The organism is Glycomyces mayteni (genome assembly GCF_042428885.1).
GTDB classification, from domain to species: Bacteria; Actinomycetota; Actinomycetes; order Mycobacteriales; family Micromonosporaceae; genus Glycomyces; species Glycomyces mayteni.
Map to the genome: position 1 here is coordinate 438,669 of NZ_JBHMBP010000001.1, position 17,657 is coordinate 456,325.

Genomic DNA, 17,657 nt, shown 5'->3' on the forward strand with positions numbered 1-17,657 from the left:
TCGTCTCGTGTCCGGGGCGGTCGCAGTGCGCGGTTGCTCGTTTCGGAGGCTCAGCCCTTGGTGACCGTGAGCTTGTCGCCGAGGTCGGAGGTGTCGACTTCGACGGTGTCGCCGTCGATGATCTTGCCTTCGAGGAGTTCGCGGGAGAGCGGGTCGCCGATGGAGGTCTGGATGAGTCGGCGCAGGGGCCGGGCGCCGTAGACGGGGTCGAAGCCGCGGTCGGCGAGCCAGGATTTGGCGGCGTCGCTGACGTCGAGGCGCAGGCGGCGGGCCTCCATGCGGCGCTCCAGGTGGCCGAGCTGGACGGTGACGATCGACTTGAGGTGCTCGTGTTCGAGCGCGTGGAAGATGACGATGTCGTCGAGGCGGTTGAGGAACTCGGGCTTGAAGTGGGAGCGGATGGACGCGAGGACCTGGTCGCGCTTGGCGGTGTCCTCCAGGAGCGGGTCGACCAGGGCCGAGGAGCCGAGGTTGGAGGTCATGATGAGGATGACGTTGCGGAAGTCGACGGTGCGGCCCTGGCCGTCGGTGAGGCGGCCGTCGTCGAGGACCTGGAGGAGCGTGTCGAAGACGCGCGGGTGGGCCTTCTCGACCTCGTCGAGGAGCACCACGGAGTAGGGGCGGCGGCGGACGGGCTCGGTGAGCTGGCCGCCCTCCTCGTACCCGACGTACCCGGGCGGGGCGCCGATGAGGCGGGCGACGGAGTGCTGCTCGGTGTACTCGCCCATGTCGATGCGGATCATGGCGCGGTCGTCGTCGAACATGAACTCGGCCAGGGCCTTCGCGAGCTCGGTCTTGCCGACGCCGGTGGGCCCGGCGAAGATGAACGAGCCGGTGGGCCGATTGGGGTCGGACAGGCCGGCGCGGGCGCGGCGCAGGGCGTCGGCGACGACGGTGACCGCTTCGAGCTGGCCCACGACGCGCTCGCCGAGGACTTCCTCGGCGTGGAGGAGCTTGTGGGTCTCGGACTCCTGGAGCCGCCCGGCGGGGATGCCGGTCCAGGAGGCGACGACGTCGGCGATCTCGTCGGCGTCGATCTCCTCTTTGAGCATCGGCTGGTGGGCGGGGTCGGTGTCGGCGGTGGCGAGCTCGGATTCGGCGTCGTGGAGCTGCTGCTCCAGTTCGGGGATGCGCCCGTAGCGCAGCTGCGCGGCCTTCTCCAGGTCGTACTCGCGCTCGGCGCGCTCGGCCTGGGTCTTGAGGTCGTCGAGCTCCTCCTTGATGTCGGAGACCTTGGAGATGCGGCCCTTCTCGGACTCCCACTGCCGCGAGAGCGCGGCGAGGCGCTCGCGCTGGTCGGCGAGTTCGCGCTGGAGGGACGCGAGGCGCTCGGCGGAGGCCGGGTCGTCGGTCTCGTTCTGGAGGGCGGTCTCCTCGATCTCCAGGCGGCGGACGGCGCGCTCGACCTGGTCGATCTCCTCGGGGCGGGAGTCGATCTCGATGCGCAGGCGGGAGGCGGCCTCGTCGACGAGGTCGATGGCCTTGTCGGGGAGCTGGCGGTCCTGGATGTACCGGGCGGAGAGCTGGGCGGCGGCGACGAGGGCGGAGTCGGTGATGCGGACGCCGTGGTGGACCTCGTAGCGCTCCTTGAGGCCGCGGAGGATCGCGACGGTGTCCTCGATGGTGGGCTCGCCGACGTAGACCTGCTGGAAGCGGCGTTCGAGGGCGGCGTCCTTCTCGATGTGCTCGCGGTACTCGTTGAGGGTGGTGGCGCCGATCATGTGGAGCTCGCCGCGGGCGAGGGCGGGCTTGAGCATGTTCCCGGCGTCGAGGGAGCCCTCGGACTTCCCGGCGCCGACCATGGTGTGGAGCTCGTCGATGAACGGGATGATCTCGCCGTCGGAGGACTTGATCTCCTCCATGACGGACTTGAACCGCTCCTCGAACTGGCCGCGGTACTGGGCCCCGGCGATCATGCTGGCGAGGTCGAGGAGGATGACGCGGCGGTTGCGCAGCGACTCGGGGACGTCTCCGGCGACGATGCGCTGGGCGAGGCCCTCGACGATGGCGGTCTTGCCGACGCCGGGCTCGCCGATGAGGACCGGGTTGTTCTTGGTGCGGCGGGACAGGACCTGGATGACGCGGCGGATCTCGGTGTCGCGGCCGATGACCGGGTCCACCTTGCCGGAGCGGGCGGTCTCGGTGAGGTCGACGCCGTACTTCTCCAGGGCCTTGTAGCCCTGCTCGGGGTCGGAGGAGGAGATCTTGCGGTCGCCGCCGCGGAGCGTGGGGAAGGCGCTGATGAGCTTCTTGTCGGTGGCGCCGAGCTCGGCGAGGTGGCGGCCGGTCTCGCCGCCCGCCTGGGCGAGCCCTGCGAGGAGGTGCTCGGTGGAGACGTACTCGTCGCCGTAGTCGGTGGCGATCTTGTCGGCGGCGTTGATGGCGCGCAGGGCGTCTCGGGCCATGGACGGCTCGGAGACCGAGGGCCCGGACGCGGACGGGAGCTCGTCGATGCGCCGCTCGGTCTCGGCCGAGACGGTGCCGGGGGTGACGCCGACGAGCTGGAGGAGGCCGGGCGCGGTGGAGCCGTCGACGGTGAGGAGCGCGTCGAGCACGTGCCAGGGTTCGACGGCGGGGTTGCCGTTCGCGGCGGCGGTGCGCGCGGCCTGGGAGATCACTTCGCGGCTCTTGGTGGTCAGGCGGTTGACGTCCACTGCGGTGTGCCTTCCTCTCGTCGGGTGCCGAGTTGAGTCTACCCGGCTCAAGTTTTCGCGACGGGATGCTGCGCGTTCGCCCTTAGCGAACCACAGAAAAGCCCCGAGCCCGGCGGGCTCGGGGCTTTCGGGTTCCGGGCGCTACTTGCGGGCGCCGGTGAGGCCGAAGATCGACTTGATCTTGGCGAGCAGGCCGGGCTTGGCCTTCTCGGACTCGTCGGTCTCGATGGCGGGCGCCTCCGCCTGGGACGGGACGGCCTTCTCCGGGTCGGCCGCGGCCTCCTCCGGCTCGTCGATCGCCTCGGCGACCGGCGTGTCGGACTCGGTCTTCTCGGCTGCTTCGGCGGTGTCGACAGTGTCGGTCGGCGCCGCCTCCGAGGGCTTCTCGTCCTCGGCGACGGGTTCGAGCTCCTCGACCGGCTCGTCGGCGGGCGCGGTCACGGGCTCGGGCTCGGCTTCGGCGACGGGCTCGGGTTCGGCCTCCGCGACGACGGGCTCGGGCTCGTCGACGACCTCGGGGCCGGCGTCGGGGGCCTCGTCCTCGGCGACGGGCGCCTCGGTCTCGGCCTCCGCGGTCTCCTCGGTCTCGTCCTCGGCTCCGGCGGTGAGGAGCGCGCGGAACTCGGCGACGGTGAGGACCGGGACGCCGGCCTCCTCGGCCTTCTTCACGCGCGCTTCAGTCGTCTTGACGGTGTCGTCGACGACCAGGTGGGTCACGGTCTTGGTGAACTGTTTGGCGAGTGCGACATCAGCGTCGGACTCGGCGATCGCGCGGGCGGTGTCGGCGTCGGGGCCGGTGCCCAAGACGATGATCCGGACCTTATCTCCCGTCTTCGTCGGCACGGGGACCTCCCTTATTTCGTTCGTCTGCGGCTTGCAGGGGCACTGCGGGCTACGCGCCAAGCTTTTGTTGAAAAGCGTACCGGGTGTCCGGGTCGGCGCGGCCCAGCGGCGAGCCTTTATTCGCCGCGGACGCCGCTCCTTTGCTGGAGCGCGCTCTCGATTCCGGCGACGCGGTCCGACAGCAGCGTGATGGCCCCGACGGCCCTCGACATTGGATCGTCGCTCGCGCCGCCGAGGGTCTGCTCGCGGCGGAACGCGTCCTTGACGGCCTCCCAGCGCGCCTCGCGTTCGGCGCTGAGGCGCCCTCGCAGTTCCGCGAGTTTGAGCAGATTCGCCTCCGCGCCGGAGGCGAGCGTCTGCGCCTCGCCCGCGTAGTGGTCGTCGATGACCGCCTCCAGCTCGTCGTCGTTCATGACCGGGACGACGCGCTCGGCGAGCCGGTTCATGTTCCGGTACGAGCCCTGGAGCAGGAACGGCGGCTCGGTGCGGGCGGCCGCGTCGGTGGCGGCGGACGCGATGTACGCGAGGTTGTTGCGCAGCACGGTCTCCTGGATGCGCACGAGCTTGCGCAGCACGGACAGGACCTGGTCGAGCTCGCCCGCCGAGTACGGGTGCGCGAGCGCGTCCGGGGCGGCGGTCGGGTCGCCCTGGGCGAGGCGGATGAGGACCTGCACGTCGGCGCGGCCGCGCCCGGCGAGGGGCGCGGTGACCTTGTTGGAGGTGAGCGCGTTCTCGATGTACGACTGGGCGAAGACCCGGTCGCGCCCGGAGAGGACGTCGCCGAGGTTCCACACGTCGGCGCGGTTGGCGAGCATGTCGGGGATGCGGAACCGCTGCCCGGCCTCGGTGTACGGGTTGCCCGCCATGCACACGGCGAACCGCTTGCCGCGCAGGTCGTAGGTGCGGGTGCGGCCGTTCCAGACGCCCTCCATCTTCCGCTGCGCGTCGCACAGGGAGATGAACTTCTGGAGCAGCTCGGGGTTGGTGTGCTGGATGTCGTCGAGGTACAGCAGGACGTTGGAGCCGCATTCGAGCGCGAAGTTGATCTTCTGGACCTCGGCGCGGGCGGTCGCGTTCGGCGCGTCCGCGGGGTCCACGGAGGTCGTCTCGTGCCCGAGCGCGGGGCCGTTGACCTTGACCAGGAGCATCCCGAGCCGGTCGGCGACGTACTCCATGAGGGTCGTCTTGCCGTACCCGGGCGGGGAGATCAGCATGAGCATGCCCGACTGGTCGGTGCGGCGGCCCTCGCCCGACCCGGCGCCGATCTGCTTGGCGAGGTTCGCGCCGATGAGCGGCAGGTACACGTCGTCGATGAGCTGGTTGCGCACGAACCCGGCCATGGTCTTGGGCTTGAACTCCTCGATGCGCAGCGTGGAGCGGTGCGTCTCGATGAGGTCGGCGCGGCGGCGCTGGTAGGCGCGGTAGCCGGGGAGGACGGTGCGGCGGAACGCGCCCGTGCGGGCCAGGAACTCGTCGAGCCGGACGGGCAGGACGCGGTTCTCGATGCGCGCGTGGGTGCCGAGGAGCCCGGGGACGCGGGCCTCCAGTTCGGCGTCGAGGCCCGCGGACTCGCCGGGGGCGACCAGGAGCGCGAGGGCCTCGGGGAGGTCGGCGGGGTCGAAGCGGTCGCTGTCGGCCTGGGCGCAGAACGCGTCGAGCCAGTTCCAGGCCAGGCCCCAGGCGAGGCCGAGGTCGCCGAGGGCGGCGAGGTCGGCGGCGAGGGCCGTCCACGCGGCGGGCCCGATGTGGTTCTCGAAGGCGGCGAGGAGGGCGCGGGCGCGGCCGGAGGCGGCGAACGCGGTGCCGGAGGCGAGCTGCTCGGCGAGGTACTCGGCGGCCAGGTGCGGGTCGGGCGCGAAGGCGGACCGGCTGCGGGCGGCGAGCCCGGCGGCGGTGAGGAACGCGGCGAGCGCGGCTTCGAGCTCGGCGACGAGGCCGTCCATGACGTCGGCGCGGCCGAAGGCATCGCGGGCGCGGGCGAGCGAGCGGGCCTGCGCGGCCCAGGCCGCCTGGCGCGCTTCGGTGTCGGGGAACCGGCCGTCCGCGTGCGGCGCCCGGTCCTTCGGGGCGTGCCAGAGCAGGCGCGCGAGGGCGCGTTCGGCGGCGGGGTAGCGCAGGAGCCCGGCGCCGCCGTGGAGGCGGAGCACTTCGGCGAGGATCGCGGCGGCGTCGGCGTCGTGGACGCCGCGCTCGTAGCCCTCGTCGTAGCGTTCGGCCGCGGCGGCGGCGACGAACTTGGGGAGGTCGGGCTCGTTCAGGAGCGCGGCGGCGCCGTGCTCGGCGAGGAGGGCCGCGGCGAGGTGCTCGGAGCGGTACACCTCGGCGTTCTCGGAGGGCAGGAACTGCTGCCAGTACGGCTTCGTGTCGCTGAAGCCGGGGTCGTCCACGACGTGGCGGTAGTCGGTGCCGGTGAGGGAGAACGCGAGCGCGTCGCCGGTGGGCACCAGGGTGAGGTCGAGCGGCTGGGTGTTGACGGGGATGCGGTGCTCGCCGAACTTGACGGCGTCGCCGTCGAACAGGTCGATGCGGTCGGTCAGGGCCCGCCCGGCCTCGGCGCGGGCGGCGCTGATGCGGCCCTCGATCTCCTCGGCGCGCACGGTGTCGTCCAGGCCGCGCAGCTCCGCGACCACCTTGCGGAGGCGCTCGACCATCGGGTCGGTCGCGAAGTACGTGTTCACCTCGTCCAGTGAGGACAGTGCGACGGTGCGGCGGGCGACGGCTTCGAGGATGCGGTCGGCGGAGGCGGCGAGCTGCTCGGCCCGGCGGGCGGCCTCGTCCAGGAGGTGCTGCTTGCGGGAGGAGAACGCCTCGTAGACGTCGGTCCGCTTGTCCGCCAACCGAGTGAGGAACTCCTCGAAGTCCGCGAAGCGGGTCTCCAGGTTCTCGATGGTCAGCAGCAGGCGGCCCAGCTGCTCGTCGCACGCGGCGGGCGTGTCGGCGGCGCTGATCGCGGCGGTCACGGACTGCCCCAGGAGCGCGAACTCGGCGGCGAACTCCGCGCGGCCCTCGCCCACGGCGAGTTCGCGGCGGCGGGCGGCGAGCGCGGCGCGGGCGCGGTTGACGGCGGCGAGGACTTCGGAGACGCGCCCGAGGATCGCGGTGCGCACGACGGCGTCGCCGATGTCGAGGTTCGCGACGACCTCGGTGAGCGTCTCCAGGCCCTTCTGGCGGGCGTCGAGGTCGCCGAGGACCGGGTTCGCCTCGGCGACCGTCTCGATGGCCTCGGCTTTGCGCTCCAGGTCGGCGATCTGCTCGTGGTAGGCGGTGAACGCGTCGTCCCGTTCGAGGAACGCGACGGCGCGGCGGCCGGTCGCTGCGAGGGACTCGGCGGTGTCGGCGCTGAGCGCGTCGATCCCGGCGAGGTCGACGTAGCGGACCTCGCGGAGGGTCACCAGGTGCCCTGCGGCGCCGCGCAGCTCGGTGAGGAGCCCGACCCATTCCTCGGCGCTCTTGGGGGTCTCGCCGCGGGCGCGGCGCAGGAGCTTGACGGTGCCGGTGCGCGCCTCGTCGAGGGCCTTCTCGGCCTCGGCGGTGAGCTCGGCGACCGTGGCGTACTCGTCCAGGACCGCCTCGGCGGTGTCCCTGACCTGCCTGAGGGTCTCGTCCAGGCCGTGGAGGCCCGCGTCGCCGAGCCACGGGTAGTCGTCGAGGCAGCGCACGGCCGCGGCGATGAGCGCCTCGAACACGGCCCGCGCGGGCTCCATCTCGCGGACCATGCGCGCCACCGAGAGCGCGTCGGAGACGGCGCGGACGGCCTCGGCGTTGCCGATGCGGTGGATCGGGGTGTCGCCCGACTCCGTCTCGGCCGCATGGGCTTCGGAGCAGAACGGGGTGGCCCACACCTGCATGGGGTGGACGCGGGTGGCCTCGTCGCCGCTGGCGCGGAACGCGACCAGGGTGCCGTCGTCGAACACCGCGTAGCCGTGGACGCTCATCGGCGCCGCGACCTCCTTGCGGATCACGTTGTACGGCAGCAGGAGCGAGCGGCCCTCGGCCTGGTCGTAGAAGACGTAGAGGACGTCCTCGCCGTTGGGCGAGCGGATCACCTTCTTGAACCGCAGGCCGGCCGCCTCGTGCTCGAAGGTCTTGAGGCGGCCCTCGTTGAGGTAGTAGCCGCCGGGGAAGATCAGGCCGTGGTCCTCGGGGAGGCGGCGGCACGCGGCGCCGATCGCGTCGGCGCGGACGACGGTGGCGGTGCGGGTGTTGTAGATCAGGTGCCTGGCGGCGGTCTCCTTGTACGGGAGGATGCGCAGCAGGATCAGGGGTCCGATGCGCGCGTAGGCGATCTCGGCGTCGGCGAGGGACTGGAGGGGCTCGGCGACGGGCTCGGAGTAGACGCCCTCGCCGGAGTCGGTGTTGTCCTCGATCTTGACGGTGAGGTCGCCGTTGATGCACTCCACGAAGATCTCGTCCTCGATGGACACGTGCGGGAAGCGGCCCGTGACGTGGTGCTCGCGGGTGGTCTCGGTCCACTCGAAGTCGTACGGGTCGGGCCAGACGGCGTCGGCCTCGCCGCGCGCGTCGATGTAGTCGGCGCCGCCGTCGGGGCGCAGCTGCCAGCGCAGGACGCGCTGGTCGGCGAGCTGCTCGCCGATCTTGAAGACGGCGAGGAGGCGGGTGTCGACCTCGCGGACCTGGAGGAGCTCGGCGGAGCGGTAGTACCGGTAGATCTCGGTGAAGTCGGCGGTGAACTTGGCGTCGTCGAGGATATGGCCGGGCTCGGCGACGTCGGTGAACGCGAAGTTCCCGTCCTCGCGCCGGAAGTCGTGGAGGGCGAAGACGTCGGCGACGCCGGTCTGCGACTTCAGTCCCATGTGGACGTTGTAGCCGAAGAGGAGGCGGTCCCCGACGCGGGCGATGTCGCGGGGCACGCAGTTGTTCGCGGTGCGGATGCGGGTGGTGCCCAGGAGGGTCAGCTCGGTCGAGCCGAACGCGCCGGTGCGGGCGGCGTTGAGGGCCTCGGCCCGGTCGGCCAGCTCGGCGGCGTACCCGGCGAGGCGGGACGAGAGGACCTCGTACGTGCCGCCGTCGAGGGACGTTGCGGGTGCGGTGTCGGCGGCGGTCTGCTCTGCGGCCATGGGTTCCCCTGGGAGCGTTAGGTGGGCGCGGGCGGGCGCCGGGGTTCGTCTCCGATCGGAGACGAACCCCGGCGTGAAGCGTTACTTCGCGGCGATCTCCAGCGCGGGCTTCTCGGCGACGCCGAGCTCCCGGGCCTTCGACAGGAGCCCGCTCAGGGCGCCTTCGTCGCCGCCGCCGCCCATGAGCTTCAGGAGCGCGGCGGAGACGGTGAGGTTCTTGACGTCCTCGGTGCCGATCCCGGCCAGGGCGCCCTTGAGGTCCTCGGCGAACGACGTGGAGCCGTTCCCCCACGCCGCCACCGCGGTCTGGGCGACCTCGGAGTGGGCGACGAACCCGTCGACGGCCTTGCCGTAGCCGATCGCGCCGACGACCCGGTCGAAGAACTGGGCGTCGCCGCCGACCAGGGAGATGTCGGCCTTCGACAGGCCCGTGGCGATGACGTTCGCCTGCTGCTCGGCGATGGACCGGCGGGCCTCGATCTCGGCGCCGCGCAGCTCCTTCTCCATCTCCAGGCGCAGGCGGTACTCCTCGTGCCCGCGGCTGGCCTCGGACAGCGCGTCCATCGCGGCGGCCTTCTCGGTGAGGCCCGCGGACTCGGCGACGAGCTTCTCGCGCAGGGCGTTCGCCTCGGCGGTGCCCTTCGCGGCGGTCGCGGTCGCCTCGGCCTTGCCGATGGCGGCCTGGGCCTCGGCCTCGGCCTTGCCCTTCGCCTCGGCGGCCTTCGCCTCGGCGAGCCCGCCCTTCTCGATCGCGTCGGCCTCGGCCTCGCGGACCTGGACGTCGGCCAGGCCCGGGGCGGCCGCGATGGCCTGGTCCCCTTCGGCCTGGCGGATCTTCGCGCGCGCTTCGAGCTCGGCGGCCTGCTGCTCGGCCTCGGCCTCGGTGAGGCGCTGGCGGGCGAGGTGCTTGGAGGCGACCTCGGCGGCCTCGGCGCGCTTGATGTCCTTGACGAGGCTCTCCTGCGCCTCGGCCTCGGCGAGGATGATGACCCGCTGGCGCTCGCGCTCGGCCTCCTCGGTGGCGCGCAGGCGCTTGATGCCCTCTTCCTGCTCGGCGACGGTCTTCTCCACGGCGATGCGCTCGCGGATGACGTCGGCGATCTCGCGCTTCTGCGCTTCGAGCTCCTTGTTCGCGGCGATGCGGGCGAGTTCCTCTTCCCGCTCGCGGGCGACGACTTCGAGGACGCGGTCCTTCTCGATGCGCTCGGTCTCGACGGCGAGCACGCGCTCGCGGTTCTTCTCGGCGACGGCGATCTCGCGGAGGCGGTTCTCGTGCTGGATGCCCGTGGCCTCCTCGGTGCGGATGCGCGCGGTCTCGGACTTGAGGCGCTCCTCGGCCTGGACCTTCTGGACCTCGGCGGTCTCGCGGGCGCGGAGCGTGTCGATCTCGCGCTGCTGGCGGATCTCGGCCTCGGTCTGGCGCCGTTCGAGTTCGAGAACCGCCTCGCGGGCCTCGACGTCCTGGCGCTTGATCTCCTTCTCCTCGTTGCGGCGGTGCTCGTTGGTGGTCACCGACTCGCGGGCCGTCAGCTCCGTGATCTTGCGGATGCCCTGGGCGTCGAGGATGTTCTGCGGGTCGAGGTGGTCGAGCGGGGTCTGCTCCAGGTAGTCGATCGCGGCGTCTTCGAGGGAGTACCCGTTGAGGTCGGTGCCGATGACGTTGAGGATGCGGTCGCGGAACTCGTCGCGGTTGGTGTACAGGTCGGTGAAGTCGAGCTGCTTGCCGACGGTCTTGAGCGCCTCGGCGAACTTGGCGTTGAACAGCTCCTGGAGCGTGTCCTGGTCGGAGGCGCGCTTGGTGCCGATGGCGCCCGCGACGTTGATGACGTCCTCGGCGGTCGCGTTGACGCGCACGAAGAACGTGATGGAGATGTCGGCGCGGATGTTGTCCTGGCAGATCAGGCCGTCCTTGCCGGCGCGGTTGATCTCGATCGTCTTGACCGAGATGTCCATGTACTCGGCGCGGTGGATGATCGGCAGGACCAGCGCGGAGGTGAACGACACCTTCCGGGTGCGCAGCTTGGTGACGACGAGCGCCTGGCCGGGGGCGACCTTCCGGTAGAGCCGGATGATCATGAGCAGCAGGCCGAGGAATATGAGCGCGGCGACCACGAGCGTGATCAAGGTAGCCGAGTTGGAGGCGTCCATTCGGTGGGTTCCTAACGAGACTCTTCGAGGGGGCGTGAGTTGCGGGCGTGGCACCACGATAGCCAAGTCCCGCCCCTTGCGGGGTCCGCGAACGCGGGCGCGGCACGATTCGGGGAGGGGCGGAACGCGCGAAGAACCCTTATGCCTCAAGAACGGCGATGTCCGGAGGAAGCGCGACCGGGACGACGAGGAACACCTGGTCGGACTCGTCGTAGTCGAACACCACGACCTTCGAGTGGCGCGCGAACAGGCCGTCGTCGATGCCCTCGGGCTCGTGCGGGGAGCGCCGCACGTTGATGAGGATCACCGCGCCCTCCTCGTCGATGACCTCCGCCTGCCCCGAGTCGAGGGTGACGGTCCCGGTGCGCACGACGCACACCTTCCCGACCAGGTCCGCGTGGTGCGTGGCGGGCGCGTCGTCGAACAGCCGCGCGAGCGGGCGCGTCAGGAGCTTCGCGCCGAGCATCCCCACGCCGAGCCCCGCGACGAGCACGGCCGTCCCCGAAGCGGCCGAGGGGATGAGCACGTCGGCGCTGCGCACCCACGACGTGCCGAGGACCGTGACGATCCACCCCAGCGTGATCCACAGGGACAGCACGACGGTGAACGGGACGGCGCCGAAGCCGAACGCGCCCCAGAACCCCCCGGCCTCGATCTCGGGGTCGGCCCCGACGTCGACGACGTCCACGTCCAGCGCGCCGACGACGACCGACAGCCAGTACAGGACCACGAGGATGAGGCCGAAGGAGAAGACGACCGGAGGGAAGGATAGGGCGATATCCAGGAACTCACTCATGGGGCATGGGTCCTTCTCGGCGAATCCGGAGGACGGCGCGCGGCGCCGCCTCGGCGGCGCACGGGTCGCACCTCGGTTCTACGGGCCGCGCACGCGGGCGTTCCGTGGGCGCGGACAGGGCGGGTCAGGGCACTCGGGTCAGCGAGTTCGGGCTTGCCTCTAGCGTAATGCACGCGCCCGTCCGGGGGAAGGTTGCGCAAAGCGGACGATCGGCCCCGCGGCGCCGCCCGCAGGGGGCCTCGGGGAGCCGTCCCGCGATAAGGTGTGACCGGTTGTACAACTCGTACAGGCCGCCGTCCGGCCGCGCCCGGCGCGGCCGCGAACCGCTTGAAGGGGAGGCCAGGTGCCCGGTTTCCAGACTGCGCTGGCGAACGCGGCGGCGGCCTGCGACGCGGCGGCCGCCCGCGCCTCGCTCGCGGCCGAGCGCCTCGGCGACGCCGCGTTCCAGACCCCTGTGGACCCCGCGCTCCTCGCGGCCGAACGTCAGATATCCGACGCGGCCGCCGCCTCCGCGCAGCAGCTGCGCACCGATCCCGAACTGCTCCACGCCGGCCGCGTCGTCCTCCACGAGGGCCGCACCGTGCCGCTGGTGGTCCCGTTCGGGTCCCGCGGGCACCTCGCGACCTCCGTGGACGCGCGCGTCGAGGGCGTTGCTGCCCTGGTGCGCACCGCGGTCCTCCACGCCGTCGCGACCCGCGACGCGGGCGGGCTGCGGGTCGTCGGGATCGACACCGCGACCCTCGGCGCCTCGTTCGCGCCGCTGCGGCCCCTCGCCGATGCCGGGGTCGTCGAACTCGTCGCGACCGACTCCCGGGCCGCCGCCGACGCGGTCGCGCTCGCCGAATCCCAAGTGGCCGAGCACATCGCGGGCCGCCGCACCGACCGGATGCTCCTGGTCGTGGCCTCACTCGGGGACGCCCCGAAGGCCCTGGTGGAGCGGATCGACGCGCTCGCGCGCTCCGGCCTCGCGCACGGCGTCACCGTCCTGGGCTGCGGCCTCCCGTCGCTCCCGCAGGCCGCCGTCATGCACGCCGTCGGCGACCGCGTCGAGGTGACCAACCCGCCCGCGGCCCCGTTCGGGCGCGGCGACCGCCTCGCCGCCCCCGTGGCCTGGCCCGAGGCCCCCGATCCGTCGTTCGTGGCCGGTGAGGCGGCGCGGCTCGCGGAGCGGCACAAGGACGCCGCGACCCTCACCTTCGCCGACCTGCTCCCCGCGGCCCCCGAGGCCGGGGACCCCGCGAAGGGCCTGGAGGTCCTCATCGGACGCGACGCGGCCGGGGAGGTGCGGCTGCGGTTCGACGACGCGACCCCGCACTGGCTCGTCGGCGGGCGCACCGGCGGCGGCAAGACCGTGCTCCTCCTCGACGTCCTCTACGGGCTCGCGTCCCGGTACGCCCCAACGGACGTGGCACTGTTCCTGCTCGACTTCAAAGAGGGCGTGTCGTTCACGGAGTTCATCCCCACCGAGCGCGACCCGTCCTTCATCCCGCACGCGCGGGCCGTCGGCGTCGAGTCCGACCGCGAGTACGGCCTCGCGGTCCTGAAGACCCTCAACGAGGAGATGACGCGGCGCTCGAACGTCATGAAGCGCTACGGGGTCGCGTCCTTCGCGGGGCTGCGCCAGCACGAGGCGTACCCGCGGATCGTGTGCGTCGCCGACGAGTTCCAAGTGCTCCTCGCCGGGAACGACCGCGTCGCCTCCGAAGCGGTGGCGCTGCTGGAGAACCTGGCGCGCAAGGGCCGCTCGTACGGCGTCCACCTGGTGCTCGCCTCCCAGACGATCTCCGGCATCGAGGCCCTGTGGGCCAAGAAGGACTCGATCTTCGGGCAGTTCCCGATGCGCATCGCCCTCCCCGGCGCGCGCACCGTCCTGGAGCCGAACAACGATGCGGCCGCGCGGATCTCGCTCGGGCAGGTCGTCGTCAACCGCGAGGGCGGCACCGCCGGGGCCGACCGCGTCGCGCGCTTCCCCGACACCGACCCCGAGGCCATGCACCGCCTCCGCGAGCAGCTCGGCCGCGCCCACGCCGGGGTCGGCGCGCCGCGCGTCTTCTACGGCTACCGGCCCGTCCACCTCGCCGACGCCCTCCCCGGCGAGCGCAAGCCGGGCCGCGCGCTCCTCGGCCGCGAAGTGTCCCTGCACCTGGCCGCCGCCGGGGTCGACCTCGACCGCAGGCCCGGCCGCCACCTCGCCGTCCTCGGCTCCGACCCGGTCGGCGGCGAGGCCCTCGAAGCGGCCGTCGAAGCCTTGGCGGGCAACGGGACGCAGGTATGGGGCGTCGACTTCACCGGCCACGCGATCCTGCACCCTATATCCTATAGGATATCGGATTCGGAGTTCGCGGCGAAACTCGCCGACGTCCCCGACGGCACCGTCGTCGCCGCGTGGGGCCTCGACGCCGCCGCCCTCGACGCCAAGGGGCAGAAGGCGCTGCGGGACCTCCTGCGGACCGGGCCCGCCCGCGGCGTCCACCTCCTCGGCTGGTGGCGGAACTTCCGGCGCTTCACCGACGACATCGGCGGCACCGCCGGGCGCGAGGACGTCGCGTGCGCGCTCGTCCTCAACCTCCCCGGTGGCGAGATCATGGGCCACTTCGGCACCCAGTTCCAGCACTGGAGCCCCCGCCCCGGCCGCGCGCTCCTGGTCGACCGGCACGCCGACACCGCGGGCGGGCGCCTCGTCGTCCCGTTCTCCCGCCCCGAGAACCACACGCCCGGCCAGCGCAGCGGCGGCAGCGCGCCGAACGACGCCGCCACCGCCGAGAGGACCCGCCAGTGAGCGCCTTCGACGACTACCTCGCCCAGCTCCGCCGCCTCGACGACGCCCGCCGCACCGCCGCCGAGGCCGCCGCCGCCACGGCCACCCTCACCGAGACGCTCGGCCAGCGCACGCAGCGCCTCGCCGAGCAGGCGGACGCGACCCGCACCGCCGTCGACGAGCTCGCGCGCACCGCCCGCACCGCGCCCCCGCAGCGCGCCGCCGCACCCGCGCCACTCGGCGACCCGCACGCCGAACTCGCCGCCGCCGAGAACGACCTGCGCACGGCGGCGACGGAACTCGAAGAGGCCCGGTTCCTCGCCCACCGGCCGCCGTGGCTCCCCCGCTGGAGGGCCGACGAGCGCAACGGCCTCGTCTACGGCGCCTTCGCGCTCGCGTGCGTCCTCGTGCAGCTCGTCGTGCTGCGCACCGTCAGGGCCGACGACCTCACCGGCGCTATCGTCCTCGGCGCGGTCCTCGTCGCCGCCCCGCTCGCCGCGTTCTGCGCGGGCTGGCTCACCATCGGCGTCGCGTCCCGGCCCCGCATCGGCGACGAGCAGGCGAAGCTCGAACGGAACTTCCGCCTCGGCCTGGTGGTGTGCGGCTCGACGCTGCTGGTCGCGTGCTTCGGGTTCTTCAGCTAGCGGGCACGCCGGTCCTATAGTCGAGTGACCCAAGCATCACACCACGCCCGAGGTGAACCATGGCAGAGCCCGGCAACGCGGACCGGTACGGGTCCGACATCACCCGGTACGACCCCGTCGAGAGCCCCGGCGCGGGCGAGCGGATCGCGAACGACATCCCGCTCGCCAAGCCCGTGTACGGCATCGCGCAGGAGATCGGCGACGCCGTCAACGGCGACTCCTCGCTCGGCGACGCGGCCGGCGGCATCGCCGCCGACCTCGGGATGCTCGCCATGGGCGGGCTCATGGCGATCAAGGACCCCGTCTTCGCGCTCGCGAACGCCGGGCTGACGATCGTCCTCGAACTGGTCACCCCGCTCAACGACCTGCTGGAGATGGTCTCCGGCGACCCCGGCCAGATGGCGCAGCAGCAGGAGGTGTGGGGCCAGGTCCAGGAGGCGCTCACCGCGCTCGGCGAGGAGGTCGGCACCGCCGTCGGCACGAGCATCCCGAACTGGCAGGGCTCGGCGGCCGACGCCGCGTACAACCAGCTCTACGGCCTGTCCGCGGCGATCGGCGCGATGGGCCACGAGGCGGGCGGCATCAAGCAGCTCCTGTCGTGGGCAGAGGTGGTCGCGCAGACCATCTACGACGTCATCAAGTCGATCCTCGCCGAACTCGTGTCGTGGCTGATCATGCGCGGCCTGGTCGCCCTCGCCGCGTCCTCGTTCACGTTCGGCGCGGCCATGGCCGAGTTCATCCTCTCCGGGATGGTGAAGGCGACCCTCGCGATCCAGCGGGCGCTCTCGAAGTTCGCGGCGGCCGGGAAGATCTTCGCGAAGATCGTGCCGCTGCTCCAGAAGTTCTTCCTCCCCGCAGGCAAGCCGCTGTGGAAGGCGGTCCTCATGCGCGGCCTCATCACCGGCGGCATCACGGCCGGGCTCGGCTCGGCCTCGGCCGGGTACCAGGCGGCCACCGCCGACGGGGCCCCGGCGGGGCCGTCCTCGGCCGCGAGCGCCGACGGCCTCACCGTCCAGCTCGACGAACTCGACGCGCTCGCCGCCGAGCTCGACCGGCTCTCCGGGAACGGCGACTCGATCAACTCGGTGGCCTCCGGCGCGGCCTCGGAGGACATGACCTGGGGGCTCACCGGGCTGATGTTCGCGGGCTCCTACAACGGCTCGTGCCAGGAGGCGGCGGCCACGACCGCGCAGATCTCGGGGGCCTGCACGGGCCACGCGCAGCGGCTGCGGGACGTCAAGGACTCCTATTGCAGCGCCGACGAGATCGCGGCGGCCTCGTTCGAGTCGCTGTACAACCAGGTCTGACCGGGGGCGGCAGTGGAGGCGATCGCGCAGTTCTTCCTGGAGACCGTCTTCGGCGCCGCGACGGGCGCGGCCCGGCGGCGCCGGGCGGCGCGGTTCGCCGCGGCGCACGGCCTGCGGACCGGGGACGGGGCAGGCCTCGACGAGCTCGAAGCCCTCGGCGTCCGCTTCAACAAGCCCGCGGCCGAGACCGCGGCCGGGGAGCGCGGCGGCCGGCGCGTCGCCGCGTTCACCAACCCGGGCGTCTGGGACGGCAGGAAGCACGTGGCCTACCGGTTCACGGCCGTGTCGCTGCGCGGGATCGCCTCGGACCTGCTGGTCGCCGACGCCGGTTCGGAGCGGTTCACGAAGCAGTGGTTCGACCCCGAGGCGCGCTGCCTCGCCGTACCGGTCCCCGAGGGCGCGAAGCGGACTGCGGTCGCGGCCGACCCGGCCGGTGCGAGCGCGCTCCTCGGTTCGCTGGCCGACCCGCTCGGGCGGGCGTGGATGGTCCGGGGGAACTGGGTCGTCGGCTGGCGGCGCGGGCACGCGAAGCCCGACGCCGACGCGGCGCTGCTCGCGTTCCTCGGGGCCGCCGCGGACGCGATCGAGCGCCCCTAAGCCTCCTTGCGGCGCTTGAGTAGGTAGACCAGGCCCGCGACCGGGAGGACCAGCGGCACGTACCCGTAGCCGGACCCGAAGTGGGACCACACGGACGGCTCGGGGAACCAGTCCGGGTCCGCGAAGCTCAACGCGCCCACCGCGACCACGCCGACAAGCTCGACGCCGACCGCCGCGAGGGCGGTGCGGGCCGCGCCGCGGACGATCGCGACCGCCGCCACCAGGTAGATCGCGGCGGCGACGGCGCTCAGCGTGAAGCTCAGCGGCGCTTCGGAGAACTTCGTGGCGACCTGGTAGCCCGCGCGGGCGCCCGCCGAGACCGCGAACACGATGTACACCAGGACGATGAGGCGGCCGAAGCCGTCGGCGAGGCGGCGCTGCGCCCCGGGTTCAGCCGACATGGATCTGGTACTCCCAAATCTGGTGGATGCGCAGCAGCAGCGCCGCGACGATGAGCCCCGACGCGGCGACGGTCCCGATCCCCCAGCGGCTGCGGTCGATCGAGCCCCAGAAGCACGCCGCGACCGGCACCAGCAGCGCCGTGACCAGGTACGAGAAGAACAGTCCCGCGCCGCTCCCGGACTCGCCGGGCACGATCGCGATGCCCGCGACGAGCTGCGCCAGCAGGAACGCCTCCAGGACGGCGACGCCCGCGAGGTGGCGCCGCCCCACCCGCTGCGAACGCGCCGTGTCCACGAAGAACCACGCGGCCGTCGCCAGCGCGGCGGCCTGGGCGGCGAGGTAGAGCCATTCGATCACGCACCCGACGCTAATACAGGCCCCCGGAGCCGAATCCGAGGCCGCACCGCGAAGTGGCCGGGGACGTGGCCCG

The 17,657-nt window shown here is 72.5% G+C and carries 11 protein-coding genes; 4 read left to right on the top strand and 7 right to left on the bottom strand.

The window, feature by feature from the left end; translation table 11 throughout:
* Positions 1 to 50: 50 nt before the first annotated feature.
* The 5 genes from clpB to ACFFXY_RS02125 form a co-directional block, all read right to left on the bottom strand.
* A complete protein-coding gene (gene clpB, locus ACFFXY_RS02105) occupies positions 51 to 2,654 on the bottom strand; it encodes an ATP-dependent chaperone ClpB (RefSeq protein ID WP_382345404.1) in 2,604 nt (867 codons plus the stop codon).
* A gap of 141 nt (positions 2,655 to 2,795) precedes the next feature.
* Positions 2,796 to 3,497 carry a hypothetical protein gene (locus ACFFXY_RS02110; RefSeq protein ID WP_382345406.1) on the bottom strand — a complete coding sequence of 234 codons (702 nt, stop codon included), beginning with the start codon at positions 3,495 to 3,497 and terminating at the stop codon, positions 2,796 to 2,798.
* Between the two features lie 116 nt (positions 3,498 to 3,613).
* A complete protein-coding gene (locus ACFFXY_RS02115) occupies positions 3,614 to 8,575 on the bottom strand; it encodes a DNA repair ATPase (protein WP_382345408.1) in 4,962 nt (1,653 codons plus the stop codon).
* Between the two features lie 81 nt (positions 8,576 to 8,656).
* Positions 8,657 to 10,723, bottom strand: coding sequence for an SPFH domain-containing protein (locus tag ACFFXY_RS02120; RefSeq protein ID WP_382345410.1), 2,067 nt, complete (start codon positions 10,721 to 10,723; stop codon positions 8,657 to 8,659).
* A gap of 139 nt (positions 10,724 to 10,862) precedes the next feature.
* On the bottom strand, positions 10,863 to 11,519 hold the full coding sequence (locus ACFFXY_RS02125; RefSeq protein ID WP_382345412.1) for a hypothetical protein: 657 nt from the start codon (positions 11,517 to 11,519) through the stop codon (positions 10,863 to 10,865).
* A 343-nt stretch (positions 11,520 to 11,862) separates the two neighbouring features.
* Between ACFFXY_RS02125 and ACFFXY_RS02130 the strand changes: the two genes are divergently transcribed.
* The 4 genes from ACFFXY_RS02130 to ACFFXY_RS02145 are packed head-to-tail and all read left to right on the top strand — an operon-like array spanning position 11,863 to position 16,825.
* On the top strand, positions 11,863 to 14,298 hold the full coding sequence (locus ACFFXY_RS02130; protein WP_382345414.1) for an FtsK/SpoIIIE domain-containing protein: 2,436 nt from the start codon (positions 11,863 to 11,865) through the stop codon (positions 14,296 to 14,298).
* Positions 14,295 to 14,921 (top strand): hypothetical protein, encoded by a 627-nt coding sequence (locus ACFFXY_RS02135; protein WP_382345416.1) that lies wholly within the window; start codon positions 14,295 to 14,297, stop codon positions 14,919 to 14,921. Before ACFFXY_RS02130 ends, ACFFXY_RS02135 begins: the two co-directional genes overlap by 4 nt.
* 59 nt (positions 14,922 to 14,980) lie before the next feature.
* Entirely contained in the window at positions 14,981 to 16,228 is a 1,248-nt protein-coding gene (locus ACFFXY_RS02140; protein ID WP_382345418.1) for a hypothetical protein, read from the top strand.
* A 12-nt stretch (positions 16,229 to 16,240) separates the two neighbouring features.
* Positions 16,241 to 16,825, top strand: a complete 585-nt coding sequence (locus ACFFXY_RS02145) for a hypothetical protein (RefSeq protein ID WP_382345420.1) — start codon at positions 16,241 to 16,243, stop codon at positions 16,823 to 16,825.
* Here the strand turns inward: ACFFXY_RS02145 and ACFFXY_RS02150 are convergent.
* Both ACFFXY_RS02150 and ACFFXY_RS02155 read right to left on the bottom strand, forming a co-directional pair.
* The gene (locus ACFFXY_RS02150; RefSeq protein ID WP_382345422.1) at positions 16,822 to 17,226 is read right to left on the bottom strand and encodes a hypothetical protein; all 405 of its coding nucleotides are present in this window, start codon (positions 17,224 to 17,226) and stop codon (positions 16,822 to 16,824) included. The genes ACFFXY_RS02145 and ACFFXY_RS02150 overlap by 4 nt on opposite strands.
* Positions 17,216 to 17,584 carry a hypothetical protein gene (locus ACFFXY_RS02155; protein WP_382345424.1) on the bottom strand — a complete coding sequence of 123 codons (369 nt, stop codon included), beginning with the start codon at positions 17,582 to 17,584 and terminating at the stop codon, positions 17,216 to 17,218. Before ACFFXY_RS02155 ends, ACFFXY_RS02150 begins: the two co-directional genes overlap by 11 nt.
* Between the last annotated feature and the right edge of the window lie 73 nt (positions 17,585 to 17,657).